This window comes from Pseudomonas sp. GW460-12-10-14-TSB1, from assembly GCF_017349775.1.
In the GTDB taxonomy this organism is placed as follows: domain Bacteria; phylum Pseudomonadota; class Gammaproteobacteria; order Pseudomonadales; family Pseudomonadaceae; genus Aquipseudomonas; species Aquipseudomonas piscium.
In genome coordinates this window covers 144,265-157,917 of sequence record NZ_JACNAC010000005.1, presented here as the reverse complement: position 1 = coordinate 157,917, position 13,653 = coordinate 144,265, and the positions used below count along the sequence as shown (strand labels likewise).

Annotated in this window: 13 protein-coding genes and 1 pseudogene; 8 read left to right on the top strand and 6 right to left on the bottom strand. The window is 63.3% G+C overall.

Annotated features, from left to right (window positions below; genetic code table 11):
* Nucleotides 1–32 precede the first annotated feature (32 nt).
* Together J4D52_RS30725 and J4D52_RS30720 are read right to left on the bottom strand one after the other, a co-directional pair.
* Nucleotides 33–737, bottom strand: coding sequence for a methyl-accepting chemotaxis protein (locus J4D52_RS30725; protein ID WP_404940393.1), 705 nt, complete (start codon nt 735–737; stop codon nt 33–35).
* A 201-nt stretch (nt 738–938) separates the two neighbouring features.
* Nucleotides 939–1,817 (bottom strand): annotated as a pseudogene (locus J4D52_RS30720) (methyl-accepting chemotaxis protein); the annotation flags it as partial.
* A gap of 460 nt (nt 1,818–2,277) precedes the next feature.
* Between J4D52_RS30720 and J4D52_RS05490 the strand changes: the two are divergent.
* From J4D52_RS05490 to J4D52_RS05480, 3 genes are all read left to right on the top strand, one after another.
* Nucleotides 2,278–2,988, top strand: coding sequence for a histidine phosphatase family protein (locus J4D52_RS05490; RefSeq protein ID WP_219736184.1), 711 nt, complete (start codon nt 2,278–2,280; stop codon nt 2,986–2,988).
* 25 nt (nt 2,989–3,013) lie between these two features.
* Nucleotides 3,014–3,871: a phosphatase PAP2 family protein gene (locus J4D52_RS05485; RefSeq protein WP_102676234.1), complete on the top strand. Its 858-nt coding sequence runs from the start codon at nt 3,014–3,016 to the stop codon at nt 3,869–3,871.
* Nucleotides 3,872–4,034: 163 nt separating this feature from the next.
* Nucleotides 4,035–4,370 carry a hypothetical protein gene (locus tag J4D52_RS05480; RefSeq protein WP_063428261.1) on the top strand — a complete coding sequence of 112 codons (336 nt, stop codon included), beginning with the start codon at nt 4,035–4,037 and terminating at the stop codon, nt 4,368–4,370.
* A gap of 89 nt (nt 4,371–4,459) precedes the next feature.
* Here the strand turns inward: J4D52_RS05480 and J4D52_RS05475 are convergent, their stop codons facing one another.
* On the bottom strand, nt 4,460–5,914 hold the full coding sequence (locus J4D52_RS05475) for a glycosyltransferase family 39 protein (protein ID WP_102676235.1): 1,455 nt from the start codon (nt 5,912–5,914) through the stop codon (nt 4,460–4,462).
* Between the two features lie 273 nt (nt 5,915–6,187).
* Here J4D52_RS05475 and J4D52_RS05470 point away from each other — a divergent pair, with 273 nt between their 5' ends.
* The gene (locus J4D52_RS05470) at nt 6,188–6,532 is read left to right on the top strand and encodes a hypothetical protein (RefSeq protein ID WP_053277373.1); all 345 of its coding nucleotides are present in this window, start codon (nt 6,188–6,190) and stop codon (nt 6,530–6,532) included.
* 6 nt (nt 6,533–6,538) lie between these two features.
* Here J4D52_RS05470 and J4D52_RS05465 read toward each other — a convergent pair whose 3' ends face one another.
* Entirely contained in the window at nt 6,539–7,093 is a 555-nt protein-coding gene (locus J4D52_RS05465) for a GNAT family N-acetyltransferase (protein ID WP_102676236.1), read from the bottom strand.
* Between the two features lie 342 nt (nt 7,094–7,435).
* Between J4D52_RS05465 and J4D52_RS05460 the strand changes: the two genes are divergently transcribed.
* Nucleotides 7,436–7,753, top strand: coding sequence for a hypothetical protein (locus J4D52_RS05460; protein WP_009046893.1), 318 nt, complete (start codon nt 7,436–7,438; stop codon nt 7,751–7,753).
* An 80-nt stretch (nt 7,754–7,833) separates the two neighbouring features.
* On the opposite strand, the gene J4D52_RS05455 is transcribed toward J4D52_RS05460, so the two are convergent.
* The gene (locus J4D52_RS05455) at nt 7,834–8,439 is read right to left on the bottom strand and encodes a TetR/AcrR family transcriptional regulator (RefSeq protein WP_102676237.1); all 606 of its coding nucleotides are present in this window, start codon (nt 8,437–8,439) and stop codon (nt 7,834–7,836) included.
* 130 nt (nt 8,440–8,569) lie between these two features.
* Here J4D52_RS05455 and J4D52_RS05450 point away from each other — a divergent pair, with 130 nt between their 5' ends.
* The 3 genes from J4D52_RS05450 (at nt 8,570) to J4D52_RS05440 (ending at nt 12,332) form a co-directional block, all read left to right on the top strand.
* Complete coding sequence (locus J4D52_RS05450) at nt 8,570–9,646, top strand: sugar phosphate isomerase/epimerase (RefSeq protein ID WP_102676238.1); 1,077 nt, start codon at nt 8,570–8,572, stop codon at nt 9,644–9,646.
* Between the two features lie 2 nt (nt 9,647–9,648).
* Nucleotides 9,649–10,530 carry an alpha/beta fold hydrolase gene (locus J4D52_RS05445; RefSeq protein WP_102676239.1) on the top strand — a complete coding sequence of 294 codons (882 nt, stop codon included), beginning with the start codon at nt 9,649–9,651 and terminating at the stop codon, nt 10,528–10,530.
* 164 nt (nt 10,531–10,694) lie between these two features.
* Entirely contained in the window at nt 10,695–12,332 is a 1,638-nt protein-coding gene (locus J4D52_RS05440) for a glycosyltransferase family 39 protein (RefSeq protein WP_102676240.1), read from the top strand.
* A 42-nt stretch (nt 12,333–12,374) separates the two neighbouring features.
* Here J4D52_RS05440 and J4D52_RS05435 read toward each other — a convergent pair whose 3' ends face one another.
* Nucleotides 12,375–13,475 carry a polyamine ABC transporter substrate-binding protein gene (locus tag J4D52_RS05435; protein ID WP_102676241.1) on the bottom strand — a complete coding sequence of 367 codons (1,101 nt, stop codon included), beginning with the start codon at nt 13,473–13,475 and terminating at the stop codon, nt 12,375–12,377.
* Between the last annotated feature and the right edge of the window lie 178 nt (nt 13,476–13,653).

Below are 13,653 nucleotides of genomic sequence, written 5' to 3'. Positions count from 1 at the left end.
GCCTCGTTTTTCCCGTGGTGGGAAGGCGAGGGTCAGACGCGGAAGTGGCTGACCATCATTTGCAGCTGGTTGCCCAGGCGGGCCAGTTCGACGCTGGAGGCGGCGGTTTCATCGCTGGCGGCGGCGGTCTGTTCCGAGACGTCGCGCACGTTGATGATGCTGCGGCTGATTTCCTCGGCCACGGCGCTCTGTTCTTCGGCAGCGGCGGCGATCTGCTGGTTCATCGACTGGATGTTCGACACCGTGCGGGTGATGTTCTCCAGGGAGGCACCGGCCTTGCGGGTCAGGTCGACGCTGCTGTCGGTCAGGCTGCGGCTGTTGTTCATCACCAGGGCCACTTGCTGGGTGCCGTTCTGCAGGCCGGCCACCAGGCCTTCGATTTCCTCGGTGGATTTCTGCGTGCGTTGCGCCAGGGCACGGACTTCGTCGGCGACCACGGCGAAACCACGACCGGCTTCACCGGCGCGGGCGGCTTCGATGGCGGCGTTCAGGGCCAGCAGGTTGGTCTGTTCGGCCACGGCCTTGATCACGTCCATGACGCTGCCGATCTTCTGGCTTTCCTGTTGCAGCACGGTCATGGCGTCGGTGGAGCGCACCACTTCGCTGGCCAGGCGTTCGATCTGGGCGATGGCTTCGGCCACCACCTTGTCGCCTTCGCGGGCTTCGCCGTCGGCGGCGGAGGCGGCTTGCGAGGCTTCTTCGGCGTTGCGCGCGACTTCCTGCACGGTGGCGGTCATCTCGTGCATGGCGGTGGCCACCTGGTCGGTCTCGATCTTCTGGCTGTTGACCCCGGCGCTGGTTTCTTCGGTCACCGCCGACAGTTCTTCGGCGGCGCTGGCGATCTGGGTCACGCCGTCGCGGATGCCGCCGATCAGTTCGCGCAGGGTCACGCCCATGCGGCCGATGCCTTGTTGCAGCACACCGAGCTCGTCGCGGCGGGTGACGCGCACGTCCTGGGTCAGGTCGCCGGAAGCGATGCGCTCGACCACGGTCATGGTTTCACGCAGCGGACGGGTGATCTGGCGGGTGATGACCACCGCGGCCAGGATGCCCACCAGCAGCGCCAGCAGGGTGCTGATCATTTGCAGGCTGCGGGCCTGGACGCTTTCTTCGTCGCGGCGGTCGAGCTGGAACTGGTACAGCTCTTCGCTCTGGCTGACGATCAGGGCGCCTTGTTCGGTCATTTCCTTGCGCGCCTGGCCGGCTTCGCCGACGGCGGTCTTGAAGGTCAGCAGGGAGGTGCGGTAGTCGCCCAGGGCGGCTTTGAGCTGACGCAGGGCATCGCCCTGGGTGCTGCTGAAATGGCTGTCCAGGGGGCCCAGTGCGGCAATCGCGGCGTCCATTTGCGCGACGGCGTTGCGTTCGGCGTCCGGGGTGCTGTTGTAGATGTATTCACGGGCTTCGAAGCGCGCCAGCAGGAATTCTTCGCGGGCCTTGGTGATGGCCTGGAACTGCTCGAAGCGCTGGTCGCTCAGGGGCATCTGCTGCACGTGCGCGGTGATGGAGTTGATCAGGTTGCGCGCCGCTTCGGAGTTACCGTTCATCACCACGCGGGCGGCATTGGCGTTGCGGTAGGCGTTGCGCATCTTGTTCAGGGACGCTTGGTAGGCGCTGATGGTGGCGCCCTGTTCCTTGAGCAGCTTGACGTTGGCCGGGTTCTTGAAGCTGTTCTGCAGCTTCTGCTGCTGGGTCGAGAAGTCGTCCAGGGTGGTCTGCACATTCTGCGCGGCGGTTTCGTCACCGTTGGTCAGCATGTATTGCAGGCGGGTCACGCGCAGCTTGGTCAGCCCGGCGTTCAATTGGGTGATGTCGCTCATCCAGTTGCTGCGGTCGATCAGACCGCCCAGGCTGGTCCAGCCCGTGATGGCGAGAATGGTAGTCAGGGCCAGGACCAGGCCGAAGCCCAGGCCTAACTTGAGATTGACGCTGATGTTGCCGAACCAGCTATTCATGCAATTCCTCCAGGAACGTTGTGCTTCTTGATCGTGTATCGCTGGAAGATTGTTGTTATTGGTGGCCAGCAAGGATTTGTTCGCAGGTGTGTATCGGCGGCAAGGGCAATAGCTGAAACGATTTCATCGGATTAGTTTTGTGCACCATTTTGGGGCTTTCCAAGGGCCTGATTTCCCTACGGAAACCGTCTGGCCGATTGAGATTTTTTTCACATCCGTTTCACCCCTGGCCCACGCCAGGCTCCCTAGAGTCCGCCCATCGATCGGGTGCCTCGCGCTCGATTGTCATGGGCGGCGGTTAGCTTGGGCGGCGCTGCTCGATTTTATGTCTGGTGGTCATAGGGGCGGCTCGAACGTGACGTCAGGACTCAGTCTTCCGGTGGTAAAACCCGCGCTTGTCGCGAGCCGTTTTGCCCGTTATCGCAACACCCTGGTGATAAGCCTGGTGGCCTTGCTGGTGCTGCCGCTGGTGTTCTTTCTGCTCAAGCCCGCGGCGGTGCCGGACCTGGCCCACGGCAACCTGGCCGGAGCCAAGGCGCTGAGCGCCGGTTGGGCCAAGGGCCAGATGATTGTGCTGATTCGTCACGTCGAGCGTTGCGACCATTCCAGGGCCGCTTGCCTGAACCTGCCCGATGGCATCACCGACCGTGCCCGTGACGTGGCGGTGGGCGTCGGCGCGCAGTTCGAGCACCTGGGGCTGGACAAGGCCGACATCTATCACAGCCCGCTGACCCGCGCGGTGCAGACCTCGGGCTATATGTTCAGCAAGGCCGGCAGCGGCGAAGACTGGCTGATCAACTGCAAACGCAGCATGTTGCGCGATGCCCTGGCGCACAAAGTGGCCGGGCGCAACCTGGTGCTGGTGACCCACAGCGAATGCATGGCCGCGCTGGAGAAGGCGCTGAAGCTGCCGTCTTCGACCCTGGGCTACGGCGCCTCGTTGTTCGTCTCCACCGATACCCCAGGCGGGCGTCCGCACATGCTCGGCTTCATCGAAGCCAGCGACTGGCGCTCCGTTGCCTTCAATCGTCCCTGACCGTCCCTTGCCCGAGACCCTGACTATGCAGGCGCTTTCCCGTTCCCGCGCTGATGCGTGGCGTTTTTATGGATGGAACCTTGGCCTCCCGCTGCTGTGCGCGGCGCTGGTGTTCCTGATGTTCGACATGACCAAGATCGACATCGCCTTCAGTGACCTGTTCTTCGATCCGGTGAGCCAGACTTTCCCGCTGGACCATTCCCACCTGTTTGAGAAGATCACCCACAAATGGGCGCGGATCATTCCCAACTGGACGGGCGAGTTGGCGCTTATCGGGCTGCTGCTGTCATTCGTCTGGCCGCTGTTCAAGGGCGCAAGGTTCGGCCGCGGCAAGGCTTTGCTGGAGAAGATCCGGGTAGCGCCGGTGCTGCGTTTTACCGCGCGCCATCGCCGGGACTTTTTGTTCGTGGTGGTGGCCTTCGCCCTGTGCACCGGGGCGATTCACTACCTCAAGGGCCACACCAGCGTGTACTGCCCGGTGGAAACCACCCAGTACGCCGGCAAGATCGAGCACAAGGAGTGGTACCAGAACTTCGAGCTGTTGAAGACCGCCGGTGACGGCCGCTGCTGGCCGGGCGGCCATGCCTCGGGCGGTTTCACCATGCTGGCGCTGTACTTCGTGGCCCGGCGTTATCGCTGGCGCCATTCCAAGGCGCTGCTGCACGGCTCGCTGCTGCTGGGCTTCGTCTATGGCACCACCCGGGTGCTGCAGGGCTGGCACTACATGTCCCATACCTTCTGGGCGGGCATCGTGGTGTGGCTCACCTGCCTGCTGGTCGCGCTGCTGTTTTATGGCCGGGAGCGCCTGGAACAGCCGGTGCTGGCGCACACCGAACCGGGGCCCGTCCCGTCCGCGGTGCCGATCGCAGCGGCGGACCGATAAGGGGGCTGCAGTAGCTGACCCAATCGTCGTTGCCAGGCACCTGGCGGGAGAGGGCCAAAGGGCAATTTTTGGCGCTTGCCGAGGTTTTTTTGCTGATCAGAACTGTTAGGGTGCGCGCCCCCGGAGAAAAGAGTTCCCGGGTTCCTGGTTTATGGAGTCATGCATGAAACACTTGAGCAAAATCGCCGCCTCTGCGCTGGTTGTCCTGGTCCTGGCCGGCTGCACCGGCACCGCGATGAAAACTCAGCAACTTGATAGTAGCCAGTACACCGTGGTCGGTCACAGCGAAGCAACGGCTACCGGCATCATGCTGTTCGGGGTCATTCCAATCCGGCAGAACAACCGCTTCGTCCGCGCCCAGACCGCCGCCATCCAGGCCAAGGGCGGTGACGCAATGATCAACACCCAGATCCAGGAAAACTGGTTCTGGGCCTGGGTACTGAGCGGTTACACCACCAAGGTCTCCGGCGATGTGGTCAAGCTGAAAACCGTTCAGTGAGCCATGGCGGCGCCGGCGCGAAAGCCTGGCGACGAGATTGAAAAAGGCACCCATGAGGGTGCCTTTTTTATGGGCGCTCACTGTGCCGGTCATTGGCTGACAAAGTAGTAGGCCTGGCGACTGACCGTGATCTTCTTCAGTACCTTGAGCGGTGGCTTGGGGTCTTCCTGCAGGGCCATGACCGCCACGTGAGTTGGCGAAGCGCTGAGGTATTCCTGCAACTGGGCCTCGGTCTGCACATCCTTGAGCAGGCTCTGGGTGTAGAACACGCTGGCGCCGCCCGTGCGCTCGTTGGCCTGATACAGCGCCACCTGTTGCCCGGCGGCCTGCAGCGTCTGGATCTCAGTGATCAGCGGCACGAAGGACAGCTTGCGATCGGCGCGTGGCGCGGCCCACTGCGCGGCCACCAGGTAACTGCACACCACCAGCGTCAGCACGCCAATGGCCAGACCGCGGCGCTGGCGCCCCACGGCACTCCAGAATCCCTCACCGGCGGCGCGCAGGCGCAGGCGTTCGTACAGTACTGTCGCGTATTCGGCGGCCAGCACCGCCGCGGCCGGGGTCAGCGACATCAGGTACACGGTGCGCTTGCTCGACGCCAGGCACAGCAGGGTGAACTGGGCCACCAGCCACAGGCTGAAAAACAGCAGGTAGCGGTTTTTCACCAGGCTTTTGCGAAAGTGCCACAGGCCCAGGTAGACCAGGATGTTCCACGGCAGGAAGGCTTGCGGCAGCTTGGCCAGGTAGTAATAGAACGGCTCGTAATGCCCGGCCTCGACAAAGGAGCCATCGAAGCGCCCGACGCTGTTGGTCCACAGCACTTCGCCCAGGGCGTGCAGGCCTCCGCGCTGGTACAGCAGGTAGAGCCAGATCAGCAGGGGGACCAGGCCGAGGAGGGTGAGCAGGCCGGGCTTGAGCCAGTGGCCGAGGGCGAAGCGCTTTTCGATCAGGCTGTCGGCCAGCAGGTAAGCGAAGATCACCACGCCCGGCATCGCCAGGCCCAGCACGCCCTTGCTCAGGGTGGCGATGGCGATGCCGAGGGCGAACAGCAGCCAGCTCAGGGTGGCCGGCTGGCGTTCGGCCTGGCGTCGTTGCGTCTGGAAAAACGCCAGCAGCGCCAGGGTCACGCCGAGGCTGAGCAGGGCATCTTCACCGACCCCGCGCACATTGCCCCAGTAACTGGCCATGGTCGCCAGCATGGCGCCGGCCACCCAGGCCACCACCTTAGGGCGGCCGAAGCGGCGCAGCATGGCGTACAGCAGCATGACGCTGAACAGCCCGGCGAAGGCCGAGGCCAGGCGCACCGCCCACGGCGTGCCACCGAATACGCGGATGGCGCTGGCGTCGAGCCACAGGCTCAGCGGCGGTTTTTCCAGGAAGGGCTGGCCGAACAGGCGGGGCGTCACCCAGTCATCGTCCAGGTGCATCTGCATGGCGATCCCGGCCACCCGGGCTTCGGTGGAGCCTTGCAACTGGTGGTTGCCCAGGGCGAAGAAGAACAGCAGAGCGGCAAGCAGAAGCAACAACGGTGCGGGTCGCGACATGGGGGAACTGCCGAAGAGGTTGCGCCGGGGAGGATCAGGCGCTCCGAGTATACGGAGGCGATTCTTAACAAATCGTGAACGAGCGAGGGATCGGATTGCAGGACAAGTCCTGCCTGTTTTCCCTGCTGAATGTGGCACACCACGGGACGTTGGACGGCCACAGGCAGGTTGTGGCAATCGTCACTACGCTGGAAGGTGCGCCCGGCGGGCCTTCAGGCCCCTGAAAACGCTCCGGGCGCCTTTCTTCCCCGCGGCTGAACAGGTGCCTTGAACATGCGCAAACTGTGGCGAAAGTATCTGGATCTGCTGGACGGCGACCTGAATACGCGGGTCTTCGACAACTTCAAGAACCTGCTGGTCTGTGCCTTGCTGTTCGCCGCCGGGACCAATGCGCTGCACAGCGAGCAACATGTGTTCATGGGCCTGTTCGGCTCCCGCCTGACCGGCTGGGGGCTGATCGCGGTGTCGGCGCTGCTGATGCTGCTCAATGTCAGCGACGGCCTGCGCCGGCTGGCCAAGCTGCCTTATCACCGGGTGCTGCAGGTCGCGCTGTTCCTGCTGTACCTGATCCTGGCGGTGCGGCTGGTGGAGATCGTCTGGAACTTCCGGGCCGAGTAACGCCCGTCAAACCAGGGCGTCATTGACCCGGGCGGTGAGCACATGATCCTGCCAGCGTCCGGCGATCTGCAGGTAGGCCCTGGCATAACCTTCACGCTCGAACCCCAGGCGTTCCAGCAACGCGGCACTGCGCTGGTTGTCGGGGATGTAGTTGGCCATGATCCGGTGCAGCTTCAGCTCGTCGAACATATGGCCGATGGCGGTCTGCAGCGCCTCGTGCATCAATCCCCGGCCCTGATGGGCCGCGGCAAGGGAATAACCCAGGTAACAGGCCTGGAACGCTCCGCGCATGATCCCGGTGAAATTGCACGTGCCGACCATCTGGCCGCTGGTCTTTTCCAGCAGGGCGAAATGCACGGCATTGCCGAAACCGTAGGCGACCGCCTGCTGTTCCAGGCGCAGGCGCACCTGTTCGGGGTTGTAGTAGTGGGCAGGGCGCAACGGCGACCAGGGCGCCAGGTGCTGCTGGTTGTCCAGGTGGTAGGCGCTTTCGAGTTCGGCCTGGGCCGGGGCCAGCACCACCAGGTCGAGGCGGGCGCTGTGGAGTTCAAGGAGGGCCATGGATGCATCTCGAATAAGGAGGACAAAGGCTTGCCGGGGCATCATCGCGACAACACACAAATGCACTACAAAAAACGCATGTCGACCGCCTCGGAAATACCCTATACAGATAGCGGCCCGCAACCGCCCATGGCGCCAGCGGGCGCCCGTACCACCCACTACGCAGGAGATGGACATGTTCAGGTTCCTTATGGTCACTGAATTAGAGCAAACCCCTCGGCATCGTCATGGCGGCTCCGTCAGCGGAGCCATTGCTGCCTGGGAGCTGAAAAATCTGGCTCTCAATACCAAGGGGTTTGTCATATGTCCAAAGAATTACTCGGAGTTTCTGCTGTAGGGCTGATGGTGCTGGGCGAGTTTTGCGCGATCTACAGCGAAGTGGTCGCCGCCCGCCTGGCGCATACGGGCAATACGTCATGGCCGGACCTGGCGTTGCCCGTGCTGATCATGTGTTTCGCCGGTATCTGTCTGATTGGCGCCTATTGGCTGGGCTACCTGGCGGTCGGCGATATCTGGATGATCACGGTGGTGTCGGTGACCTCGCTGTTGCTGCTCGAACCGCTGGTGATCTGGTCGGTGTTCCGTGAGTTGCCGGGACGCGGCACCCTGATCGGCTGTTGCCTGGGCGCGCTGGGCATGCTCTCGGCGGTCTTTCTGTAACTCGCGCAATGACTCGAATGCGGCCTGGCGGTGATCCCGCCGGGCCGTTTTTATGTCCGCGGTTGGCGGTTCGGTGAGGGCTATGTGGCCGCTTCGCTTTGCGCATCGAAGGCCGCCATGGCCATGGGAATCATCGCCAGCAGTCGCGACTTGCCGATGCCGTCCCGGGCCTGCACCGACAGCCCATGCAGCACCGTGGCATAGCAGTCCCCGAGGGACATCACGTCGGTGCGCTTGGGCAGCTCGCCAGAGCGCACGGCCTGCTCCAGGCGCTCGATGATGGAGCGGGTCCTGTCGCGGCGGTGTTCGGCCAGCCATTCTCTGATGCCGTCGTTGTCCGCCGAGCAATTGGTGGCGGAGGACACCACCATGCAGCCCAGGGGCCGGTCGGGCTGGGTGTAGAGTTCGACGGCTTCCCTGAGCATGCGCTCGATGGCATCGCGGGCACTGATGTCGTCGCCCAGGGCGGCATCGGCAAAGGCGCCGTCGCCCGACTCGTAGGCTTCGATGGCCTCGCGAAACAGCGCTTCCTTGGAACCGAAGGCCGCATAGATGCGCGCCGAGGCAATGCCCAGCGCGTCCACCAGGTCGGACATGGACGTGGCCTCGAAGCCGCGCTGCCAGAACACATCACGCGCCTTGTACAGGGCCTGCTTTCGGTCGAATTCGCGGGGTCTGCCAGCCATGTCCAGTTCTCGATGCAAAGGGAGTGCTGCCAATTATTGGTCGATCGACAAAAAAATCAAGTCGCCGTATTGACGGTGTGCCGAGGCTCACCCTATTGTTTGTCGGTCGACAAATAATAGGAGGTTGACGATGAAAACCCTCAAGGGACCGAGCCTGCACCTGGCTCAATTCAGTGACGCGGCGCCGCCATTCAATACCCTGCCCGCCATTGCCGCGTGGGCGGCGGGGCTGGGGTTCAAGGCGCTTCAAGTGCCGGCCTGGGATGAGCGCCTGTTCGATGTGCGCCTGGCGGCCAGCAGCCAGGATTATTGCGATGAAGTCAGCGGCACCCTGGCCGAACATGGCCTGGTGATCAGCGAACTGACCACCCACCTGTTCGGCCAGTTGGTGGCTGTGCATCCCGCCTACGACACCCTGTGCGACGGCTTCGCCCCACCGGCCCTGCGGGGCGACAGTGGCGCCAAGACCCAGTGGGCCCTCGAACAGCTGAAGCTGTCCGCCAAGGCGTCTCGCCGGCTGGGCCTCAGCGATATGGGGACCTTTTCCGGCTCGTTCGCCTGGCCCTATTTCTTTCCCTTTCCACAGCGCCCGGAAGGCCTGGTCGACTCGGCGTTCAATGAACTGGCCAAGCGCTGGCTGCCGATTCTCGACGCTTGTGACGAGCAGGGGGTGAACCTGTGCTACGAGATCCACCCGGGCGAGGACCTGCATGACGGCGTGACCTTCGAGATGTTCCTGGAGCGGGTCGGCAACCATCCGCGCTGCAAGATGCTCTTCGACCCCAGCCATTTTGTCCTGCAGCAGCTCAATTACCTGGACTACCTGGATATCTACCACGAGTTCATTCGCATGTTTCATGTGAAGGACGCCGAGTTCAATCCCAGCGGCCGCCAGGGCATTTACGGCGGTTATCAGCCCTGGGCCGACCGGGCCGGGCGGTTCCGTTCGCTGGGCGACGGGCAGGTGGATTTCAAGGGGATCTTTTCCAAGCTGGCGCTTTATGACTATGCCGGCTGGGCGACCCTGGAATGGGAGTGCTGCCTGAAAGACCAGGAGCAGGGCGCGCGCGAGGGCGTGGCCTTTATCAACCAGCACATCATCCAGGTGACGGACAAAGTCTTCGACGACTTCGCCGGCGCGCCGCTGGACCAGACCCAGATCAACCGACTGCTGGGCATTGCCCAGCCCTCTCATCAAGGACGCTGAGCATGGATCTTTTCGAACAGCAGGCTTTTGCCGGGCGTGACTACCACCATGGCTACGTACAGGTGGACGGCGGGCGCATTCACTATGTCAGCGAGGGCCAGGGCCGGCCTGTGCTGTTGATCCCCGGGTGGCCGCAGACCTGGTTCACTTGGCGCCACGTCATGCAGGCGCTGGCCGGGCAGGGTTACCGGGCGATCGCGGTCGACCTCCCCGGCATGGGCCTGTCCGACCGTCCCGAGCAGGGCTACGACACCGGCAGCACGGCGTCTCGCCTGCAGGCCTTGATGCTGGCGCTGGGTTACAGCCAGTACTCGGTGGTGGGGCATGACGTCGGCATGTGGGTGGCCTACGCCTTGGCCAGCGACTATCCGCAGGCGGTGGAGAAACTGGCCCTGACGGAGGCGGTGATTCCCGGCCTGGCCGAGGCGCCGGCGATCTTCGCGCCGCCCGGGCAGAACATCTTTCTCTGGCACTTCATGTTCAACCAGTTGCAGGACCTGCCGGAGATGCTGATCGCCGGGCGCGAGGCGCAGTACTTGGCCTACATGTTCGAACAGTGGTCGGTGCACCAGGAGCGGGTGGCGGTCGAGACCTATGTCAAAGCCTACTCGGTACCCGGCGGACTGCGGGGTGGGTTCGCCTATTACCGGGCCATCCCCGAGAGCATCCGGCAGAACCGCGAGCGCGCCAGCCGCCCGCTGGAAATGCCGGTCCTGGCCATTGGCGCCGAACATGCCACCCATGACGCGCCGCTGCTGACGATGCAGGGCAACGCGCTGAATCTTCAGGGGGCGATAGTGCCGGGGTGTGGTCACTTCATCACCGAGGAGGCGCCCGAGGCCTTTATTGCTCATCTGCTGCCGTTTCTTCGGCAGGAGGACTGAGTACGCCAGGCTGAGTGGGGCGTCAGCCTGTCTTTGCGAGTAGGGTTGATGGCAGGGCCGGGATTTTTTTGCGGCCTGTTCAGGGATGGTTCAGGGCCTGCGGCTGCAACATGGCAGCCGGCATGCCCAAGCCTTCGGGCAATGCACCCTCTGACGGATCGTCCATGAACCACCACCGCATTCGCCTCGAGATGTTGGGCGTCTTTCTGCTCGCCCTGCTGCTGTTCACGTTCGGCATCTGGGACCAGCCAGCACAAGGTTTCGACGGGCGCTGGTGGTTGTTTTTGCAGGAGATGTTCCGCCACGGCGCGAGCCTGTTCCCCACCACCTACGGCGAGCCTTACCCGGACTATCCGGGCACCGCCACCTTGTTCAGCTATGGCTTTGCCCAGCTGTTCGGCGCGCCCAACCAATTGGCCAATATCCTGCCCACGGCGCTGGCCTCGGCCGGGGTGCTGGCGCTGCTGTACCGCCTGCTGGCGCCGCTCGATCGCACCTGGGCATTGCTGGCGGTGCTGCTGACGGTGTTGACCACCCAGTTGCTGGAGAAGTCGCGCTCGGTGTGCCTGGACCAGATGGTCTCGCTGCTCTGCCTGGGCTGTTTTTACCTGCTGCACAGCGGCGAGCAGATGGGCTCTAAATGGCGGCAGTACGCGATTTTCCCGTTGTTCGTTATTGCCTTCGCCATCCGTGGCCCCCTGGGGCTGATCGAGGTCTGCGGCGTGGCCTGCACCTATTGGGCGCTGGGGCGTTACCGTTTCCGGGACGACGCCTGGCGGCTGGCGAGGAAGGTGATGGTCCATGGGGCGATCGGCCTGCTCCTGCTGGCCGCCTGCTGGTGGTCGTTGATGCAGCTGGCGCAGTTCAGCGGCGGCGAGGCTTTCGCCCGGCAGGTCTACCAGATGCAGGTGAGCGGGCGTCTGGATGAAAGCGGCGAGCCGTTCTACTTCTACTTCCAGCTCAGCCTCTACCGTTACTTCCCCGTGGTGCCGCTGGCGCTGGCGACCCTGTTCGTCCTGCGCCGGCAATGGTCCGCGCGGCATACGGACGATCAGGTGCAATTGCTGGTGCGCCTGGGCGCCTGCGGACTGATGATCCTGCTCGGCTTATCGGTGCCGCACTTCAAGCGTGCCTATTACATCCTGCCCATGGTGCCGATGTTCGCGGCGGTCGCGGCTTACGGCCTGCTCAAGCCGCAGCGCTGGCTGGTTGGGGCGCGGCGGTTTTATCTCGGCCTGGTGGCGCTGTTGCCGGGGTTGTGTGTCGTGGTGCTGCTGGTCTGCCGGCACAGCTGGCAGAAGCACGGTTATTGGCCGGCGCTGTCATTGCCGCTGATGATTGCGGTCTTTCTCGGTTTGCAGGGGCTGGCGCTGTACTGCTGGCGAACCACTCGCGACTTGCCGGGGCGGCGCCTGGTGCTGCTCAGCCTGTTGGCCCTGGCGGCACAGTGGTGGCTGCTGGTGAAGGTGATCGAGCCGGCCAAGGACCTGCAATTCGACACCCGGGGTTTTGTCGGGCAGGTGGAGCAGCTGCGTGGGGAGGACCGCGGAACCCTGGTATTTCTCAACCTGGGCAAAGACACCTGGGCGGTGCGCTACATGATGAACCTGGACCACGACGAGCAGCCGCGGTTTATCAGCAAGGACGATCTGTCGCCGCTGGCCTCGTTGCCGCGTCCGGCCTGGGTGATCCTGGCGCGCAAGGATCGGGCGTTATTGGCGGGGACTGCGTTGGAGCAGGCGACCCCAGTGTTCGAAGGGCGTTTGAATGACAATCCCTGCCTGGTGTTCGAATTGAAGTGAAGACCAGGCAGCCCCAGGGCGGGGGCTGCCTGAGGGGGCGGATCATTTATCCGACTTGATGCTGGTCCAGACCCGGGTCCGCACCCGCTCCAGCTTTTGCGGCAAAGGCTGCACTACATAGAGTTTCTTCAGGGCCTCGCTGGTGGGCGTCAGGTCGGTGTTGCCGGTGATAGCCTTGTCGATCAGCGCGATCGAGTCCTTGTTGGCATTGGGGTAGCCAAGGAAGTCACTGATGGGCGCGATGACTTTCGGGTCCAGTAGAGTGTTGAGGAACTCATGGGCCTCGGCGACATTTTTCGCGCTCTTGGGAATGGCGAAGGTGTCGAACCAGATCGGCGCGCCTTCCTTGGGCAGGCGCCAGTCCACCACCACGCCGTTGCCGGCCTCTTTGGCGCGATTGCCGAACTGGTAGAAACTGCCGGAGTAACCGATGGCCACGCAGATGTCGCCGTTGGCGATATCGGTCATGTACTTGGCCGAGTTGAAGTAGGTGACGTAGGGGCGGATTTTCAGCATCAGCTCCTTGGCTTTTTCGTAGTCCTGCGGGTTCTGGCTGTTGGGGTCCAGCCCCAGGTAATGCAGGGCCAGCGGCAGGATTTCCGACGGCGAGTCGAGCATGGCCACGCCGCAGGATTTGAGCTTCTCCATATTCTCCGGCTTGAACACCAGGTCCCAGCTGTCCACCGGCGCGTTGTCGCCCAGCGCTGCCTTGACCAAGGCCTTGTTGAAGCCGATCAGCACCGTGCCGTACATGTAGGGCACGCCGTATTGGTTACCCGGGTCGTTGCTGTCCAGCAGCTTGAGCAGCGCCGGGTCCTGGTGCTGCCAGTTGGGCAGCTTGGACTTGTCAAGCTTCTGGAACACCCCGGCCTTGATCTGGGTATCGAGGAACTGGTTCGACGGCACCACCAGGTCATAGCCCGAGTTGCCGGTTAGCAGCTTGGCTTCGAGGGATTCGTTGGTATCGAAGGTGTCCCAGGTGACCTTGATGCCGCTGTTCTTGGCGAAGTCCTTGGGCACCGACGGCAGGATGTAGTCGGCCCAGTTGTACACCCGCAGCTCGCGCTGCTCGGCCTGCGCCGCGCCGGCCAGCAGCGACAGCCCACAAACGGTGGCACTCAGTATGGTTTTCATAGTGGCCATGAATTTTTTCCCCAGCGTGGCGATGGTTTTTATGTTCTGTACGCGGCAGGCGGTCCTTTAAAAGGGCAAAGGACAAAGAGGGTCAAGGTTCACAAGGGCGGTTCTGGTGACAGCCTGGGTCACTGAGTCAGTGGTCCGGGTTCGATTCTTGCCGACGCCCCCTGGGATTCACAGCACG